At 54.3% G+C, this 18334-nt stretch carries 19 protein-coding genes and 1 tRNA gene; 14 read left to right on the top strand and 6 right to left on the bottom strand.

What is annotated here, in order from left to right; translation table 11 throughout:
• The first annotated feature begins 111 nt into the window (after positions 1–111).
• A tRNA-Ser gene (locus tag VGH19_00740) sits at positions 112–205 on the top strand.
• A 56-nt stretch (positions 206–261) separates the two neighbouring features.
• On the opposite strand, the gene VGH19_00735 is transcribed toward VGH19_00740, so the two are convergent.
• Positions 262–711 (bottom strand): hypothetical protein, encoded by a 450-nt coding sequence (locus VGH19_00735; protein ID HEY1169867.1) that lies wholly within the window; start codon positions 709–711, stop codon positions 262–264.
• Positions 712–963: 252 nt separating this feature from the next.
• Between VGH19_00735 and VGH19_00730 the strand changes: the two genes are divergently transcribed.
• From VGH19_00730 to VGH19_00705, 6 genes are all read left to right on the top strand, one after another.
• A complete protein-coding gene (locus VGH19_00730) occupies positions 964–2658 on the top strand; it encodes a VCBS repeat-containing protein (protein ID HEY1169866.1) in 1695 nt (564 codons plus the stop codon).
• Positions 2659–2673: 15 nt separating this feature from the next.
• The gene (locus VGH19_00725; GenBank protein ID HEY1169865.1) at positions 2674–3117 is read left to right on the top strand and encodes a hypothetical protein; all 444 of its coding nucleotides are present in this window, start codon (positions 2674–2676) and stop codon (positions 3115–3117) included.
• A gap of 120 nt (positions 3118–3237) precedes the next feature.
• A complete protein-coding gene (locus tag VGH19_00720) occupies positions 3238–4512 on the top strand; it encodes a hypothetical protein (GenBank protein HEY1169864.1) in 1275 nt (424 codons plus the stop codon).
• Between the two features lie 66 nt (positions 4513–4578).
• Complete coding sequence (locus tag VGH19_00715; GenBank protein ID HEY1169863.1) at positions 4579–5805, top strand: hypothetical protein; 1227 nt, start codon at positions 4579–4581, stop codon at positions 5803–5805.
• Positions 5806–5877: 72 nt separating this feature from the next.
• Positions 5878–6432, top strand: a complete 555-nt coding sequence (locus VGH19_00710; protein ID HEY1169862.1) for an RNA polymerase sigma factor — start codon at positions 5878–5880, stop codon at positions 6430–6432.
• Positions 6425–7171: a hypothetical protein gene (locus tag VGH19_00705; GenBank protein HEY1169861.1), complete on the top strand. Its 747-nt coding sequence runs from the start codon at positions 6425–6427 to the stop codon at positions 7169–7171. Before VGH19_00710 ends, VGH19_00705 begins: the two co-directional genes overlap by 8 nt.
• A 3-nt stretch (positions 7172–7174) precedes the next feature.
• Here the strand turns inward: VGH19_00705 and VGH19_00700 are convergent, their stop codons facing one another.
• Complete coding sequence (locus VGH19_00700) at positions 7175–7420, bottom strand: zinc ribbon domain-containing protein (GenBank protein ID HEY1169860.1); 246 nt, start codon at positions 7418–7420, stop codon at positions 7175–7177.
• A gap of 28 nt (positions 7421–7448) precedes the next feature.
• Complete coding sequence (locus VGH19_00695) at positions 7449–8492, bottom strand: GTP-binding protein (protein ID HEY1169859.1); 1044 nt, start codon at positions 8490–8492, stop codon at positions 7449–7451.
• Positions 8493–8582: 90 nt separating this feature from the next.
• Here VGH19_00695 and VGH19_00690 point away from each other — a divergent pair, with 90 nt between their 5' ends.
• The gene (locus tag VGH19_00690; GenBank protein ID HEY1169858.1) at positions 8583–9056 is read left to right on the top strand and encodes an NYN domain-containing protein; all 474 of its coding nucleotides are present in this window, start codon (positions 8583–8585) and stop codon (positions 9054–9056) included.
• Complete coding sequence (locus tag VGH19_00685) at positions 9053–10453, top strand: hypothetical protein (GenBank protein HEY1169857.1); 1401 nt, start codon at positions 9053–9055, stop codon at positions 10451–10453. The genes VGH19_00690 and VGH19_00685 overlap by 4 nt, the downstream gene beginning before the upstream one ends.
• Positions 10454–10473: 20 nt before the next feature.
• On the opposite strand, the gene VGH19_00680 is transcribed toward VGH19_00685, so the two are convergent.
• Entirely contained in the window at positions 10474–11070 is a 597-nt protein-coding gene (locus VGH19_00680; protein HEY1169856.1) for a TetR family transcriptional regulator, read from the bottom strand.
• Positions 11071–11293: 223 nt separating this feature from the next.
• On the opposite strand from VGH19_00680, the gene VGH19_00675 reads away from it, so the two are divergent.
• From VGH19_00675 to VGH19_00655, 5 genes are all read left to right on the top strand, one after another.
• A complete protein-coding gene (locus tag VGH19_00675) occupies positions 11294–12493 on the top strand; it encodes an ABC transporter substrate-binding protein (protein HEY1169855.1) in 1200 nt (399 codons plus the stop codon).
• A gap of 163 nt (positions 12494–12656) precedes the next feature.
• The gene (locus VGH19_00670; protein ID HEY1169854.1) at positions 12657–13568 is read left to right on the top strand and encodes a branched-chain amino acid ABC transporter permease; all 912 of its coding nucleotides are present in this window, start codon (positions 12657–12659) and stop codon (positions 13566–13568) included.
• Positions 13568–14497 carry a branched-chain amino acid ABC transporter permease gene (locus VGH19_00665; protein ID HEY1169853.1) on the top strand — a complete coding sequence of 310 codons (930 nt, stop codon included), beginning with the start codon at positions 13568–13570 and terminating at the stop codon, positions 14495–14497. Before VGH19_00670 ends, VGH19_00665 begins: the two co-directional genes overlap by 1 nt.
• Positions 14494–15270 carry an ABC transporter ATP-binding protein gene (locus VGH19_00660; protein ID HEY1169852.1) on the top strand — a complete coding sequence of 259 codons (777 nt, stop codon included), beginning with the start codon at positions 14494–14496 and terminating at the stop codon, positions 15268–15270. The genes VGH19_00665 and VGH19_00660 overlap by 4 nt, the downstream gene beginning before the upstream one ends.
• Positions 15271–15275: 5 nt before the next feature.
• Positions 15276–15983 (top strand): ABC transporter ATP-binding protein, encoded by a 708-nt coding sequence (locus tag VGH19_00655; GenBank protein HEY1169851.1) that lies wholly within the window; start codon positions 15276–15278, stop codon positions 15981–15983.
• Between the two features lie 15 nt (positions 15984–15998).
• Here the strand turns inward: VGH19_00655 and ggt are convergent, their stop codons facing one another.
• Together ggt and VGH19_00645 are read right to left on the bottom strand one after the other, a co-directional pair.
• The gene (ggt, locus tag VGH19_00650; protein ID HEY1169850.1) at positions 15999–17696 is read right to left on the bottom strand and encodes a gamma-glutamyltransferase; all 1698 of its coding nucleotides are present in this window, start codon (positions 17694–17696) and stop codon (positions 15999–16001) included.
• A gap of 2 nt (positions 17697–17698) precedes the next feature.
• On the bottom strand, positions 17699–18265 hold the full coding sequence (locus tag VGH19_00645; GenBank protein ID HEY1169849.1) for a dTDP-4-dehydrorhamnose 3,5-epimerase family protein: 567 nt from the start codon (positions 18263–18265) through the stop codon (positions 17699–17701).
• Positions 18266–18334 lie beyond the last annotated feature (69 nt).

Here is an 18334-nt window from a genome sequence, read left to right as displayed (position 1 = left end):
GGCCTGCCCGACGAAATATTTTCCGCAGGCGGCTTGACCCTTGCCGACTTGCCCCCTATAAATCCCACTCCGGTCGCGATTCGAAAAGAAACTTGGCTGGAATGCTTTCGCGGAGAGATGGCTGAGTGGTCGAAAGCGGCGGTTTGCTAAACCGTTGTAGCGTTGTAAAGCGCTACCGGGGGTTCGAATCCCCCTCTCTCCGCCATTGTTTGGCCCCATCCTGAATAACAGGATGGGGCTTTCAATTTCAATAAACCCAACCTATTGGCGAGGAGCGGCAGGTACACCTGGAGCAGATGGAGCCGGAGTACTGGGCACGGCGGGTGCATTCGGATTGCCCGGAGCCGCTGGCGGCGGTTGGACCGGCTTGGGTGCGCCCGGAGTTGCCGGTCCTGGAGGAATCGTTTGCGGAGGTGGATTGGTCCTGCCGGGGACGGCATTCGTAAAACCGGGCACACGGTTCGTCAAACCAGGAACTTGATTCGTCAAGCCCGGGATCTGATTCGTCAAGCCCGGCACCCGATTCGTCAACCCCGGGATCTGGTTCGTAAAGCCCGGAGGCCGGTTGGTGAAACCTGGCACTTGATTGGTGATCACGGGTGTATTGTTCGTGATGACCGGTTGGCCCGGTCGCACTTGTGCCTGCAGGCCAGCTAAAGCCGCCGCTGACACCACCCCAGTCACCCATATCGATAAAGTCGCTTTGTTCATACTTATACTTTTAGCAGGCGAAATGCCGGTTATCTGGGGACAATCCTTCAATGACCCGCCAAAGCACTCTTACCCAGCTGATTGCCAAGGGATTATGCAAAAACCCGTTTCTCGGTGTGAAGCTCCCCCACGAAAACACCCCTTATCCTTGTCACTGCAAAGGGCACGAAGGAATCCCAACAACCTCCAAAAGGCTGTGCAATCCGCCCGCTTTTGTTTGACCTGTCGAGCGTTTAGGATTCACTTTTAAGCATGCGTATTCCCGGCGGAAATGAAGAACCAGCACAAGAGACGCCTGTAACCGGCGTCCCCGAAGGCAAACCCGTGGGGCCCATGCTTATGGGCATTGTCGGTGCCCTGCTCGTCATCTACCTGTTGGTATTTCGCCAGCCACCCCAATCCTCTCCTGAACAGCTTCCTGAAAACCTTGTCACCCCCACTCAGACAGCCAATCCCGGAGCCTCCCCCTTTGAAAAAGCAGGTGATTTACAGCACGGTCGGCAGCTCGCCATGCAAGTCTGTGGCTCCTGTCACCTCTTTCCTGAACCAGACGTGGCGGATCGCTTTACATGGGCAAACGAAATCCTGCCCCGTATGAACGACTGGCTCGGTTACGGCAATGTGGTCTGGACCAATGAGCCGGGCGGAGACCAAGTGATCGCCTCCGGCAAGGTTCCCAAGGAACCGATCATCGATTTTGCAGATTACAAAGCCATACATAACTATTACTTGGGGTCGGCTCCGCTCGTTCCTCTGCCCCAGCCGGAAAAACCTCAGATCTCGCTCAAGTTGAAGCATTTTCGCATACGGGACACGACCTATCGCAACGGTCGTCCGGTAACTACTTTGGTAAAGATTGACGAACGGTCGCAGTTGCTGTTCGTCGGCGATAACGACACCAAGGCCCTGGCCGTTCTGCGCCCCAATGGCAGCTTGGCCGCCTCCTTGGAGATGCCCAACCCCATCGTTCACCTGCTGCAACGGCCCGACGGTTACTATGCCAGCATGATTGGAAGCGTCTTCCCCTCAGACAAAGCGGAAGGCCAGGTTGCCCGTTTAAAAGGCCCGAACAGCGGCGCTAAAACCAGTGCTGACGTCACCCAGGTCCTTTTGTCCAAACTGCGTCGTCCAGTGGAAACCGCCGTCGCAGACTTGAACCAGGATGGACGTGAAGACCTCGTGGTCGCCACTTATGGGAACATCTTGGGCAGTTTCGCCTGGTATGAACTAAAGGCTGACGGCACCTATGAAGAGCACATTCTGGTGGACCGGCCGGGAGCAGTCGGGTTGGCGATCCACGATTTCGATGACGATGGCAAGCCCGACATCGTTGTACTGATGGCCCAGTCACACGAAAGCATCCTGTTGCTTCTGAACAAAGGCCAAGGCCGTTTTGAAGAAAAAGCGATAACACAAAAGCACCCCGCTTGGGGCATGTCACACCTGGAAATGGTGGATTTCAACAAAGACGGCAAACCCGACCTCTTGGTGACAAACGGGGATAACGGAGACACCGCCATGTTCAGCAACTGTATCAAACCTTACCACGGCATCCGGCTGTATCTGAACGAGGGGGGTGGAAAATTCCAGGAAGCGTGGTTCTATCCTCTCTACGGCGCTTACCGCGCCATCGCCAAGGATTTCGATCTCGATGGGGATATGGACATTGCCGCCATTGCCTTCTTTCCCAATTACTTGGGAGGGTTCAAAGAATCCTTCACCTACTTGGAAAATCGGGGCGGTATGAAGTTTACACCTTACACCTTTCCCGAAAGCATCTCTGGTCGATGGATCACCATGGATGCTGGCGACTTGGATGGAGACGGGGATGCCGACATCGTATTGGGTGCCTTCAATCGTTCCTTTGGAGATATCCCACAGCTCTTGGGCGATACTTGGGAAGAACGGGGGCCATCCATCATGGTGCTGGAGAATACCACCAAATAAAACACGAACCATATCATGAAAAAAACAGGGCAAAGCCTGACACTAGTTCTGCTTCTCTTGTCATTGACCGGGTGTGCCAGCTTCGAAAGAGACTGGCGCCATGCCTTGGTTCAGCCTCCCGCCCGGACAGCCACTCCAGCAGGCCCATGGAAAGGAACATGGCTGAGCCATCCCAGCGGTCACACCGGCGAATTGCGCTGCTTGGTGACGGAAAAGGCGACAGGCCGCTATGAATTCCGCTTTAAAGCCACTTATTGGAAGGTTTTCCGCTACAGTTATTCCGTAGAGATGCCCGTGCAATGCGACCATGCCGAAAGTTGTAATTTTAAGGGATCTGAACACCTAGGACTTTTGGCGGGGGGAACTTATCATTATGAAGGCAGCATTGCCGGAACCAATCTGACCGCCACTTACCGCTGCAAAATCGATCACGGAATATTCCAGATGAGCCGCCCTTGATCGGCATGCTTTTAACTTTTCCATCACCTCACCTACGTAGAATTGATTAGATAAAATTACTTTATTTAATTTAAAAATCAGCGAAACTTTTTCTCCGGGCGAATGTCTAATTACTTGTAGATGTTTGTCCAAGCCAAGTCGTATCTCTTATTGCTGATAGCGGCGTTCTGCTGTTTGTCTTGTGGCATTCCGAATGTGGAGATGGAGGATGACGAGGATGTCCCATCCGCCCAGTTGCGACAAATGATCGATACCAACTGGATTTCGGCTGAAACCGGTCCGTGGGGCACATTGGAATATCGCCGTTTTTTCCTGCCATTGCCTAAGCCATGGTGCGAAGCACCAGCTCGCCATGAGCAGATGGCATGGCATCTCACCAACATAGCCCCAGCCAAGATAAACGACCTCATTTCTTCGGGTCCTTTGACAGCTGTGGAAAAAAAGCTATGGCGCGATACGTGCCAGATCGAAGCCGCAGGAGACGGTGTGATCATCCATCCCTCCAAGGAATTCCGCTGGGTGCTCCGACCGGAGAGCCGTGCCTTACTTTATACATGGTTATCCAGACACCTGGAAAACGAGGCGCAAGTGTTCCCTTTTTCCTACCCGGCCAGCTCCCGGAAAAACTGGTTTCAAAGCTGCAACCTGAGACCGGAACTTACGGAAGCCATAGAGCACTTCCTGTATCCGGCAGGTGATGCCGTCTGTTTCGCCGACCTTGATTTGCTTGAAGAATACATTGCCGCCCCGGAGGAACGCGCAGAACTGCTCGCTGTCTTGCACCGGCAGCCCTGCTGCGAACTGCGCATACGGTTTGACCGGCAAGCTGATTTGGGACGTTTGGCCGTGTACTGGGGAGAATGGCACCGCACGGCCAAAGTCCATCTCAAACTCAAGAATGCCCTGGAAGCCAGTCCGGCTCCAGAAATCGCTGTCTCCAAACTTCTTCCCCAGCTTCCCAGAAATCTTTTGGACACGTTCCCTCCGCTACCGCGAGATCCAAGCGGCCCGCAAGCCGATTGCTACTGGACGGCTTTCAATTTTTTTAACCGCACTCCAGACCCACGTTTCAGCGAAGCCGCCTACATCAGAGAGACATTGAACAGGTACCATGACCGCGTCGAAGGCAAACCCGCATATGGTGACATCTTGCTGCTCGTAAACACCAGCGGCCAACCTGTGCATGCCGCAGTTTATCTGGCGGGTGATTTCGTCTATACTAAGAACGGCGGCCACCCCACCAAACCTTGGATCATCATGAAGATCGCAGACATGAAAGCCGCCTATTCCCTCACTGGCCCCAAACGCGAAGTTTACTACCGGTGGAATCCAAACAAAACCCTCTCCAGGGAGGATTACTTTACACTCGCAAGACAACCCAGAAACGATAAGTAAAACTGATTTTTAATGCTCGTATTTTCTTGCGTAACTTTTAGTCCGCGTCATCGTCCAAGGTAGTAGATGCGTCCTCAGGCCATATATGCTCTGCTATGTTTGGTGGCTTTATGTTGCCAGGCATGCCGTGCCCCCGAATCCGAAGATGACGGTCCGGATGCCTCCGAGGCATTTGAGCGAAAAGTCCTCCAGGAAGATTGGCAGACGGCAGATACCGGTCCGTGGGGAACCCTGCTTTACCGCCGTTTTTTTCTTCCCTTGCCCGAACAATGGCGAAACGTGGCACCCAACTCACAGACTCCCTCATGGCACGTTCCCAAAATAACCCCAGAAAAGGTTAACGACCTGATAGCCACCGGTCCTCTGACTCCGGAAGAAAAGAAACTGTGGCTGGGCACTTGCAAGATGGAGATGGAGTCTGACGGCGTGATCATTCATCCGTCACAGGAATTTCGCTGGGCTTTAAAGCCGGAGAGCCGGGCGCTTTTTTATGGATGGCTTTCAAGGTTCCCACAAAATGAGTCCCTTGCCTATCCTTTGTGCTATCCGGCATCCGCTCAAGAGGAATGGTTCGCGCACTGTGATCTTCGCCCGGAACTTATCGGTGCCATAAAGCACCTGACTTATCCACGGGGTACCTCCATCTGTTTCTCAGATTACGATCTTTTGGATGAGTTTCTCAATTCTCCCGAGGAACGGGCGGAGTTGGTCACCGTGCTTTCTCGTCTTCCTTATTGTGAGGTCAGGATCAAGTTGAACAAAAAAACCGACATCTCGGCCTTGGCCGCCTATTGGGGGGAATGGCATCGCTCGGAAAGGGTCAAAAGCAAACTCAAATCGAGCTTGGCTGACAAACAGGAGGCCTACATGCCCATCGCCAGCATACTGCCCCCGTTGCCCCGCAGCTTGTTGAACACTTATCCGGCGATGCGAGTGGACTCAGCCACCCCCCCGTCCAATTGCACCTGGACGTCATTAAACTTTTTCAACCGTACCTCAGATGACCGCTTTGTTCATCCTGCTGAATTTGAAAAGGCAATCACCCAGTATCATGATGTCGTGCAAGGAACTCCAAGATACGGAGACATACTGGTTTTGAAGAACGAAAACGGCCGGACTGTCCATGTCGCAGTCTATCTGGCGGCTGATTTTGTATACACGAAGAATGGAGGACACGAGACCAAGCCTTGGGTCATAATGAAGTTATCCGAATTAAAAGCGGCCTATCCCTCCCTTTCGCCGTTGAAAGAATCCTACCATCGCTGGACCCCGCAAAAGAGCAAATCGTCGTAAACACCGTTTTACGAATTTACTCAGTCTGGTAATGTTTTGGGAATAAAGCCCCTGCCCACCGCTCCCAACCACATGGAAAACGCGGAATTTGAGCAACTCGTAAATTTGCATTACGAAGCGCTCTACCGCTTTGCCCTGAGTCTGACGCGCAGTGAGGCGGCCTCCTGCGATCTGACCCAGCAGACATTTTATCTTTGGGCCACCAAAGGTCACCAACTCCGCGATCGCACTAAAGCCAAGTCCTGGCTCTTCACCACCCTGCACCGGGAATTTCTAGGCAGCCGGCGGCGTGAAACGCGTTTTCCCCATCACGAGATGGCAGAAGTGGATCATGAACTCCCATCCATTTCACCCACCGTCATCAACGATCTCGATGGCAACACTGTGATAGATTCGCTCCTGCAGGTGGATGAAGTGTATCGCGCGCCACTCATGCTCTTTTACCTCGAAGACTTTTCGTATCAGGAAATCGCCGAACAGTTGGACATCCCCATCGGCACCGTCATGTCCCGTTTGAGTCGTGGTAAGACGCAGCTACGTCAATCCCTCTGCGAAGGCAATCAACGCCAATCACATAAAATCATTCCCCTGAGCGAAGCCCGAAAGGAGGCGAAATCACGTGGATAAGAACGAAGCCAAACTCATCCTCCAAGCATACCGGCCCAGTGGCGCCGACGCCTCCGATCCATACTTCGCCGAGGCACTGAAGCTCGTGGAGCAAGATGCAGAACTCAAGGCGTGGTTTGAGGAACAGCAAGCAATCGATCATGCTGTGAGTGCGAAACTACGCTCCAATCTCGTGCCAGCAGACCTCCGTGCCAGCATTCTCGCCGGGCAGAAAGTTATTCAGGCTCCCATTTGGTGGCGGCGACCCGCAACGCTCATAGCGTCTGTAGCAGCCATGCTCATGCTCCTTGCAGTCCCCTTCCTGCTCCAGCATCGCAGTTCCCCCTCATTTGCTGATTTCAAGCAGGACGGCATGGTGTTCCTCGATTCCTTGAACAAGCTTGATATGAGCAGCAAGGATCACGAAGCCGTTCGCGAGTGGCTCGCCGTGCATGGTGGTCACCGCCAGTTCTCGTTGCCTGCAAAACTAGGCGGCAAGCCCAGCTTGGGTTGTCGGGTCTTCGATTGGAAAGGCAACAAGGTCACCTTGATCTGCTTCAACACGACCGTCGGCAACAAGTTCGAAGAAGTTCATCTGCTAGTTTTAGATGAAAAAGCGGTGCGGAATCGTCCGGCAGAAGACAAGCCGGAGTTCGAGCACAGTGGCGAATGGGATATGGCGAGCTGGCGCGATAACGGCCTGACTTATGTGCTATTCGGCCACACGAAGAATCAGTTGAAGCTAAGCGAGATGTTTTAGCTATCACTGCCGCTCATACTCACCCTTGCTCGTCTTCTTGAGCACGGTGAAACCCGCCTTCTTTGCATCCGTGATGGAGAGCGGTGCCGTAATGCGCGGGATGCTGACTTGAGAGATCAGCTTTCGCACCGGCTTCTTGCAAGCGGGGCACTTTGTCAGCTCAGCCGCAGACATCGGACGGTTCAGCGTGAACTTACCGCCGCACACCTTGCAGTCGCCATCGCACAACTCGTATTCGTAGATCGGCATAAACGTTCCTCAATCCGGATTCAATATACTACACTGCCACGCACGCCTCAATATCCCGACGTATCTTCGCTTCATCCAAGTTTTTGCCGATGAAGACCAGTTGCGTTTCCTTGACCTCATTCGGCTCCCAGAAACGGTCCGGCTTGGCCTCATACATCATCTGCACACTGTGGTAGAGCACGCGCTTGGCCTGCCCTTTCAGATACATGAAGCCCTTGCTACGATACAAATTCTCCGCTTCCGGCCCGCTCAACATCTCGCTCAACCACTTCTCCGTTTTCACCTGATCCAAAGCCCGCTTCTCCTTCACGAAGAAGGAACGGACATCATTGTCATGATGTGCATGTCCGTTACCATGATCATGGTCGTGATCGTGTCCATGCCCGTGGTCATGGTCATGATCGCAATGGTCGCAATCATCATGATGCTCGTGTTCTTCGAAATGCACATCCTTGGCACTGCTCAGGTCACGCGCCTTGAGATCGAGTATCTTCTTCAGATCAATCTGTGAACGTTCGGTGCGATAGATTTTCGCCAGGTGATTCATATGATGCAGCGTGTGCGCCACATGGTTCGCATCCTCTGCGCTCACCAGATCCGTCTTGTTCAGGAGAATGACATCCGCAAAGGCGATCTGCTGACGCGTCTCCGGAGCCTGTTTCAATTCTTTCTCAAAGTGCCGTGCATCCACCACCGTCACGATGCCATCCAATCGCACCTTGTCCGCTAGTTCGGGCACAAAGAAGGTATGCGCCACCGGGCTCGGATCAGCCAAGCCCGTCGTCTCAACAAGAACATAGTCGAACTTCTTGTTGTGGTTCACCAGCATGGCCATGCTCTTCACGAGATCACCACGCACTCGGCAGCACAGGCAGCCGTTGTTCAGATCCACCACCTCTTCATCCGCATTCACCAGCAGGCGGCTGTCCACATTCACCTCGCTAAACTCGTTCACGATCACCGCCACCTTGTAACCATGCGGCTGGGTCAGGATGTAATTCAGCAACGTGGTCTTCCCCGCTCCGAGGAAGCCCGTCAAAATCGTCACCGGCACCGGTGCTTTCGTTTTCATGCGACGGATAGTCATTGCGCGTAACCCAGATTATTCAAGCCCGGATTTGGAGCTTTTTCATCCCCTCCCCTTGCTGTTAACGTGCCGCCAATGGCTTTGGTTCGCATACTCGTAGATGGCTACAGCCTGTTGCATAACTGGCCGGAGCTTGCTCCCGGCAAGGCCCGCCATTCAGCGGCCGCACGGGATGAACTTATCCACGTGCTCACGCGCTATCGCGATGCCATCGGCACCCCCATCACCGTCATCTTTGACGGTTCCGGTGCTCCTTCCGGCACGCCCAAGGCCCAATCCACGCCGGAGATGGAAGTCCTCTATTCCGGTCCGGGCAATACTGCGGATGACCTGATCGAACGCGCTGCCTATCGCATGAAACCGTATGGTGAAGCGATGGTGGTGACAGATGACTACGCGGAACGGGATACCGTGCTGAATTGCGGAGCCACTCCGGCGAGTTGCGCCAACTTCATCAACATGATTCACTCAGCGCTGAACGATCTGGAAGCGGATGTGGAAAGCTACAACCGCCGGGAATTGAACCGTTATAAAAACTCTGGCCGATGAAACATTTTCGCACAGCCTTGTTTGCTTTGCTGTTCTGCCTTTCCCTCGCAGTGCAGGGTCAAAGCAAGCCGCCTGCCTATCAGTTCCTTATCTTGATCGATTCTTCCAGCAACATGCGACGTTTGGATGAAATCACACCCACCATTGTCCATGATCTCGTGAAAGACGGCATCTATGGCCGTATGCGCGATGGCGATCTCTATGGAGTGTGGACCTTCAGTGATAACGTGGATGTTAATTTCATTGAACCAACCACCTGGCAGAAAGACAAAGCTGGCAGCCAAGCACAGTCAATTGATGGTCAATTGCGACGGGTCAAATACCAAAGCAAAGCCAAGTTGGAGGAGGCCATCAAACGCATCAAGCAAGTCGCATTGCAATCGGATGAACTCACCGTGCTCATCATCCATGATGGCAGCGGCGTCATGTTCGGCACACCATACGATCTCCAGATCACAGCGCTCTATCGTCAGTTCTATAAAGACATGAGCAAAAACGAGCGGCCATTTATCACCTCGTTCATCGTGCAAGACCGGAAGATGACCGCCTGGGCAGTAGATGCAGCCGGCAGCACGTTGAGCATTCCCCTCTTTACCCGCAAGTCTGACAAGAAAGAGACGCCTGCCACCAATATCGCGGCCAAAGCCACCAAGCCTGTGGAACTGGAGACCAAGCCAGAACCACCACCTGCCCCTGCGCCGAAGAAACCAGCTCCAGCACCCATCATCGTGAAAGGTCCGCTCAAGCCAGCCAGCACGAATGCACCTGTCACACCCAAGCCCGCAGTCACTCCCGCACCACCTTTGGAGGTTAAGCCGCAGACTGCCCCCATCGCTCCGCCTTCTCCAAAAGCTGAGATTACCTCCGAAACCAGGATGACTCTGGCCTCATCAGAAAGCGCTGCCAAACCCTTCGTACCCGTAGGTTTACCTGTTCCAAGTACGGATTCCAAACCAGCCACCATCCAGTCCTCTGCCCCAAAAGCAACAATCGCAGAGCCTGTTGTTACGATCACTCCTTCCGCTTCGACCGAAGCAGTGAAGCCATCGGACATCGTTCCGATTAAAGTGGAACTGGCGAAGCCTGAAACAAAACCTGCCGCCGAAGTGAAAGAGCCTGTAACGAGCAAATCGGCCCCTGCCACTGTGCCGGTCACTGCTCCGCCACCTGAACCAGCAAACAAAACTCCAGCTACTACGGCCGCCTCCAAGACAGTCGATACCGCAACTCAATTCGCACAAACTGCGGTGGTCGTGCCACCTGAGCGTGACTGGGTAAAAATCGGCTTAGGGTTGCTTTGCCTCGCAGCAGCCATCATAGCCGTTTTCTTCCTTACGAAACGCAATCAACCTGCGCATGGGAGTGTGATTTCCCGCTCGATGAATCGCGATCGCTGAGCAACCCACTCTGGCGGATTTCACTTCGAAGAGGCAGCCCCCTTCAAAAAAAGGTCCACGATACGTTCTGCCGTAGGCCGACATAAACGGCACTCTGGATACAGCAGGTCGTTCATGATGTAGATATTCATCTGGCCATGGACGGCAAAAGCCAGTTCATGACTGTCGTAGTTTTTAGCCAACTCTCCCCGTTTCTGCGCCTCGACAATGAGCCCATGGATGAACTCAAAGTTTCGCCCCGACTTCTCCATACGCCGCGTGTCCTTGGGCAGTTCTTCTTCCGCAGCAAATGCCGTAGCATAAGCAACTCGCATCAGGTCGCGATTTTTCTGAAGATACTCGAATCTTCCTCCCACAATTTCGATAAGCTGGCTGCGAATATCTCCCGTTTTGGCCACCGCATCTTGCATCAATTGAAAGCGCTCTTCATAAGCACGATCCACGATGGCTTGGAATAACGCAGCCTTGCTCTCGAAGTAATAGTAGAGTGCCGGCTTGGTGACATCGGCCGCTGAGACGATGTCTTGAATCGATGTGGCCGCATAGCCTCGTCGCGCAAAGAGCGACAAAGCCGAAGCAACGATCCGGTCACGTGTTTCCAAATCCGAATGTTCCATGGGAAATCTTACCGCACGGTAAGTCAGACTTCCCGCCGGGTCAAATCTCCGTCTGCCCCTCTCGATGAATATCCTTCATTCAGGAAATTCACGAAACGGCGGCAACCCGTCATTCTATGAATCTTCCGTTTTGAAGGGTTGAAAGCGGAAAGGCATTTCCCTACTTTCGGAAGGATTGGACACTTTCAACCGAGAATCGCAAATGCCTGAAACTAAAACCGCTATGAAACTGGCACGTCTGATTTACGCGAACAGTCTCTTCTGTCTCCTGGCCGCACTCCTCGTCGGCTGCGGTCAAGGAACCGGAGGAGGTAGTGGCGCGGGCGGAGGTACAGGCTCTTCCTCCAGCGGAAGCAACAGCGGCGGGGAGATCAAAGTAGGCGAATTCGCCTCACTCACCGGCAAGGAAGCGACCTTTGGCATCTCTTCTCATGAAGGCACCTTGCTCGCCGTGGAAGAGATCAATGCCGCCGGTGGCATCTTGGGCAAACAGGTGAAACTCATCACGGAAGACACCCAATCCAAACCAGGCGAATCCGCCACGGTGGTGAACAAGCTGATCGCCCGTGATAGCGTCATCGCAGTCCTCGGTGAGGTCGCCTCCAGCCGCTCCATGGAAGCTGCGCCGATCTGCCAGAAGAACAAAATCCCCATGATCTCCCCCTCCTCCACCAATCCGAAGGTGACGGAGAGCGGTGATTATGTCTTCCGTGTCTGCTTCATCGACCCCTTCCAAGGCACCGTCATGGCGAACTTCGCCACCTCCACACTGAAGGCCAAGAAGGTCGCCATCTTCACGGATGCCAAGAGCGATTACAGCAAAGGCCTCGCGAAGTTCTTCAAGGAAAAGTATCTCGCCAATGGCGGCACCATCTCCTCGGAACTGGACTACAACGGTGGCGACAAAGATTTCAAAGCCCAGCTCACCACTATTCGCGGCGGCTCACCGGATGCCGTGTTCGTCCCCGGTTACTACACGGATGTCGCCCTCATCTGCATCCAAGCCAAGCAACTCGGCCTCAATGTTCCCCTCCTCGGCGGCGACGGCTGGGAATCAGAGAAACTCACTGAGATTGGCAAGGACTCCGTGGAAGGCCATTACTTCTCCACGCATTATCACCCAGAAGTCGGCACCGAGATCAGCAAGAAATTCCTCGAGAACTACAAGAAACGTTTCAATGGCAAAATCCCGGATGCCCTCGCCGCGAACGGTTACGATTCCATGCTGATGCTGGCTGATGGCATCAAGCGCGCTGGCGGCACCGATAGCGCCAAACTGCGCGATGCGCTCGCCGCCACGAAAGACCTTACCCTGGTCACCGGCGTCATCACTATCAACCAGCAGCGTGATGCCGATAAATCCGCCGTCATCCTCCAGATCAAGAACGGCGGCTACAAGTTCCTCGAATCCATCAAGCCGTAAACCCGCCGTAACTGTGGCCTTTACCGCTGCGCATTGGATGGACTTCCTGCAAAGAACGCCGAAAATTTCATCACCCTCTCCCCTCGGAGGGGAGAGGGTCGGGGTGAGGGGTGCCCGTCTTTGCTGGTTTGCTCCCCAACAAGTTCAAGACAGGCACTAACGGATGACCGACCAACTCCAACAACTGATCAATGGCTTGGCTTTGGGCAGCATCTATGCCCTTATCGCGCTCGGCTACACGATGGTCTATGGGGTGCTGCGTTTCATCAACTTCGCCCATGGTGATGTCTTCATGCTCGGCGCTTTCGCGGGATATTTCCTGGCGGAACCCGTAGCCAAAGTCATCCCGCCCCAAAGCTATCTGGGCGGCATCGTCGTTTTGATGCTGGCCATGCTCATCTGCGCGTTGCTCGGCGTGGTGATCGAGTTTCTGGCTTACCGTCCACTTCGCAAACGTCCCAAGCTGACTGTGCTGATCACCGCCATCGGTGTCTCCCTCTTCATCGAGTACACCTGTCAGCACAAAAAAGTCTTCGGTGCCTCTCCCCGCGTATTTCCCGAACTCATCCCCAACACCACTTGGGAGCTTGGCGGATTGGTGATCGGCAGTGCCCAAGTCATCGTATTGGTGACGACCATCCTGCTGATGATCGCCCTCACCTTCATCGTGCAACGCACCAAGATCGGCACCGCCATGCGCGCTGTGGCCTTCAATCCGCAAGCCGCCGCGCTCATGGGCGTGAATGTGAACCATGTCATCTCGTTCACCTTCGGCCTGGGTTCCGCCTTGGCCGCAGCCGCCGGCATTTTGTTCGCCATGAATTACGCCAGCATCGATCCCCTGATGGGCGTGCAGACCGGACTTAAGGCATTCGTCGCTGCTGTGCTGGGCGGCATCGGTAATCTCCCTGGCGCGGCCTTGGGCGGCCTATTGCTTGGCGTGGTAGAAACTTTCGCGGGCGGCATGAAGGGCATCTCAAACTATCGTGATGCCATCGCCTTCGGCATCTTGATTTTGATTCTCATGTTCCGTCCGTCAGGATTGCTCGGCAAACAGCAAACGGAAAAAGTCTGATGATACCCGGTGCTAAAAGATGGTTGGTGATCGCGGTCATCCTGATCGCGATTATCTCCGCCTTTTCCAAACAGTTTAACAGCTATTACCTGAGCATCGCCATCGATGTCGGCATCAACATCATCCTTGCCGTCAGCCTGAACCTCATCATGGGCCACACCGGCCAATTCAGCTTGGGCCATGCCGGTTTCATGGCCGTGGGCAGTTACACGGCAGCATCGTTCACTATCGCTTGCACCAAGCACGTGCCTGAATCCGCCGCCCCTTTCCTGCTCTTGGGCGGATTGATTTTGGGTGGTTTGCTTGCTGCACTCTGCGGTCTGGCAGTCGGTGTGCCCACCTTGCGACTGCGCGGTGATTACCTTGCCATCGTGACCTTGGGCTTCGGCGAGATCATCCGCGTCGTCTTTCAAAACATGGAGGCCGTGGGTGCCGCCAGCGGTTTGAGCGGCATCCCCAATCACACCAATTTCTTTTGGGCGTGGTCCACTGCCGCCATCGCCGCTTACGCCATCGCCGCCTTGGTCAATTCCACCTATGGCCGTGGCTTCATCGCCGTGCATGATGACGAGATCGCCGCCAGTGCCATGGGCATCAACCCCACGCGTTACAAGGTAACCGCCTTTGTCGTTGGTGCGTTCTTCGCCGGTGTGGCCGGAGCCCTCTACGCTCATCACAAGCAGACCATCAATCCCACTGGCTTCGATTTCATGAAGTCCTTCGAGATTGTCGTGATGGTCATCCTCGGTGGCATGGGCCGCACTGTGGGTGTCATCATCGCCGCCATCCTCCTCACCATTTTGCCGGAGATGCTTCGCGCGGTGGCTGACTACCGCATGATCATCTACTCGCTGCTCATCATCATCATCATGATGGCGCGACCACAGGGCCTTTTCACCCTGCGCTCCAACAAGGGGGCGAACACATGAGCGAGCCCTTGCTGAAACTGGAAAAAGTGACCATCCGTTTTGGCGGTCTCACTGCCGTGTCCGGTTTAGATTTTCAGGTGAACGAGCATGACCTCGTCGGCTTGATCGGCCCCAATGGTGCAGGCAAAACCACCGCGTTCAATCTCATCACCGGCGTCTATCAACCCACGGAAGGCGCCATCACCTTCAATGGTCAGCCCACTGCCAAGCGCAAGCCGCATCAACTGACCAAAGTCGGCATCGCTCGCACGTTCCAGAACATCCGTCTGTTCCAAAGCTTGAGCGTTTTCGACAATGTGCGTACGGCCATGCAGGTGCATCGCACGCACGGCGTCCGTCAGGCGCTCTGGCGCGGCAAAGCCTATCGCGCGGCAGAAAAGGAAGTGGAAGACCGCGTGATGGACTTGCTTGAAATCTTCAAGCTAGGCCGCCTGCGCCATGAGGATGCCAAGAATCTTCCCTATGGCGATCAACGACGACTGGAGATCGTCCGCGCGCTCGCTACGAAGCCGAAGCTCCTTTTGCTGGATGAACCCGCCGCAGGCATGAATCCCACCGAGAAAGCGGAACTCGCCGGACTCATCCGCTCCATCAAAGACCGTTTCCAAATCGCCGTCCTGCTGGTCGAGCATGACATGCAGCTGGTGATGAATCTCTGCGAGCGCATCACGGTGCTGGACTACGGCGTGAAGATCGCCGAGGGCACGCCTGCCGAGATCAAACGTCACCCGAAAGTCATCGAGGCTTATCTCGGTGAGGAACACGCCGCCTGACCGCCATGCTGGAGATCAAAGATCTGAAAGTCAGCTACGGGGCCATCAACGCCCTGCGCGGCATCTCTTTGACGGTGAACCAAGGCGAGATCGTCACACTCATCGGCGCGAATGGCGCGGGCAAGAGCACGACGTTGCGTGCCATCTCCGGACTCATCAAAGCCCAGAGCGGTTTCATCACTTACGAAGGCAAATCCATCTTCAACCAGCCAGCGCACAAGATCGTCGGCCAGGGCCTTTCGCAAGTCCCCGAAGGGCGCATGGTGTTCGCGAATCTCACAGTGTTGGAAAACCTGAAGATGGGTGCGTATCTGCGGAACGACAAAGCAGCGATCGCGCAGGAGATGGATTACGTGTTCAACATCTTCCCGCGTTTGAAAGAACGGGTGAAGCAGCTCGCAGGCACGCTTAGTGGCGGTGAACAGCAGATGCTCGCGATCGGTCGTGCACTGATGAGCAAGCCCAAATTCCTCATGCTGGACGAGCCCTCACTCGGCATCGCTCCCCTGCTCGTCAAAACGATCTTCGAAAAGATTGTGGAGATCAATCACCAGCAAGGCATCACGATTCTCTTGGTGGAACAGAATGCGAACCGGGCCTTGGAAATCTCCCAGCGCGGTTACGTGCTGGAGAGCGGAGCGATCATCTTGCAGGACGATTCAGCCAAACTGCGTGCGAATGATCAGGTGCGGAAAGCGTATCTGGGCGGATAACACAAAGCATCCGCATCACAACACGTCTGCCTTGCCATTTACACGCGGATCACCGGCCCCTTGGAATTGCCCATCTGATGTACGCGCAATCGCCTGGCAGGCTCCAAACGAACTCATCTGTTTCAGCGTGTGTCCCCGGGCTTTCAAGGCATCCATGATATAAGGGCCCGCCTTTGCCTCGATCTTCACCTCGTCCGGGTTCCATTGATGATGCAGATTGGGTTGCTCCAACAAACGCGACGGCGGAAAACCGAAATCGATATAACGCACAAGTGCCAACAACACTTGGCTGATGATCGTAGGCCCCCCAGCAGCTCCCACGGAAAAGACCGGCTGGCCATTTTTCAAGACGATCGTTGGGCTCATGCTGGACAGAGGACGTTTACCCGGCGCCACAGCATTGGCTTCATTCCCCAGAAGGCCGAAGGAATTGGGCACACCCGGCTGGATGGAAAAGTCATCCATCTCATTGTTCAATACCACTCCAGTCCCCGGCACCACCACCTTAGAACCAAACGTCGTATTGATCGTGGCGGTGCAAGCCACCCAGTTGCCTTCTCCATCAGCCACGGTGAAGTGAGTCGTGTGTTTGCGGAAGATGTCCGTCGTCGCGTTTGGAGGAACGCTGTGTTTCTCAACTTTACCAGCCTGCCTTTGATTCACGCGCAAAGCCAGTTCTTGAGCGTAAGCCTTGCTAACCAGTCCACGAGGAACGGATACGAAATCTGGATCGCCCAACCACCACGCACGATCCGCGAATGCCAGCTTCATCGATTCGATGATGAGATGATACATCTCCAGCGATTCAGGCCCGTATTGCACGAGATTGAAGTGTTCGAGAATGTTCAATATTTGCGCCACATGAACACCCCCGGAACTCGGTGGCGGCATCCCTACGATCTCATAATCACGGTATTTAGTCCGTAAAGGATCACGAAGCTTAGGTTGATAATCAGCGAAGTCTTCAGCCGTGATGATGCCTCCATTGGCTTTCATCCACTCCGCCGCTCGTTTTGCAAATTCACCTTTATAAAACCACTCCACCCCTTGTTCACCGATCGTGCGATAGGTTTTGGCCAGATCAGCCTGCTTCAACAGTTCAGTGAACTTGTACCCGGACCCGTTTGCCTTAAGAAAAATCTCTTTGCTCGCTGGAAACAGGGCCAAGTCCTTCACCACCCGATTCAAACGGTCGGCATATTCCTGAGAGATCCGGAATCCTTTTTCAGCGATCTCCGCAGCAGGCAGGATCACATCCGCCAGCTTGAGTTTGCCATAATTTTTCTGTGCATAATCAAAAGCGGCCAACTCGCCCGGAACACCGGAGGCCAAGGGGCCCGTGAGGCTCAACTCAGGCATCGCCTTGCCGTTCTTCACATACATATCGCGAGTGGCACCTGAGGGAGCCATTTCGCGTCCATCAATCACTGCGACTTCACCATTGGCCCGACGGATGACCAAGAAGCAGCCGCCACCAATGCCGGAATTAAAACCATCCACCACCCCCAGCATGAGACCGGCTGCGATGGCGGCATCAACAGCATTACCACCTTTCTTTAATGTATCGAGTGCCACTTTCGTAGCCAAAGGATGGACAGTGGCCGCCACACCATGCGGACTGGCTGCACGGGCCGTGACCGGTCGCAACATCCCGGCCATGGTGACGCCGCCCACCACCACCGGAAGTGTCTTTAAAAATTCACGCCGCTGCATAATTAGGAATTGATGCCTTTGCTAAAACGATATGGAATCTTATCCGTATCCCACGGCAACCGCCAATGGTCCGGGTCTTCGTACTGATATGCCTTATCCACTAGATTCAAGACTTGGCCCATATCTGAACCGAGGTTTTGCACACCATGCCACACCCCCGGTGGAATCACAACCAAGCCCGGCCGCGTCGTGCCCAGACGGAAGACATTCACCAATCCGAAAGTAGATGAACCTTGGCGCGCATCATAAAGGACGATCTTCACCAATCCACCGGTGATGAACAACCGGTCAGTCGTGACACGATGCGTATGCCATGCAGACAACCCACCCGGCAACAGGCTCACCTGGAAAACCTGATCGATCTCGCCTGTATCAAGTGCCCAGTCTTTGCGAAAAATCTCCGTAAGATGCCCATTTTCTTTTGGCACATGCTTCACTTCACGCAACTTCACACCTTCGATAAGGCTCTGCAACGGAGTCCAATCAGCGGTGATGCTTTGAACATCTTTGCGACATCCGGCAAGCAGTCCTTCCTCAGCTTTGTTTGTTTTCTGTGATTTGGCAGCCATAGTGAAACAGCGTTCAGCGCGGCGCCATTTTAGAGATGGTTTCAAAAGTAGGCAAGGGTCGCACCTGCT

It is taken from the genome of Verrucomicrobiia bacterium, from assembly GCA_036405135.1.
In the GTDB taxonomy this organism is placed as follows: domain Bacteria; phylum Verrucomicrobiota; class Verrucomicrobiia; order Limisphaerales; family JAEYXS01; genus JAEYXS01.
Note: the sequence above shows the minus strand (reverse complement) of the source record. Positions and strands in the feature narration are given on the sequence as shown.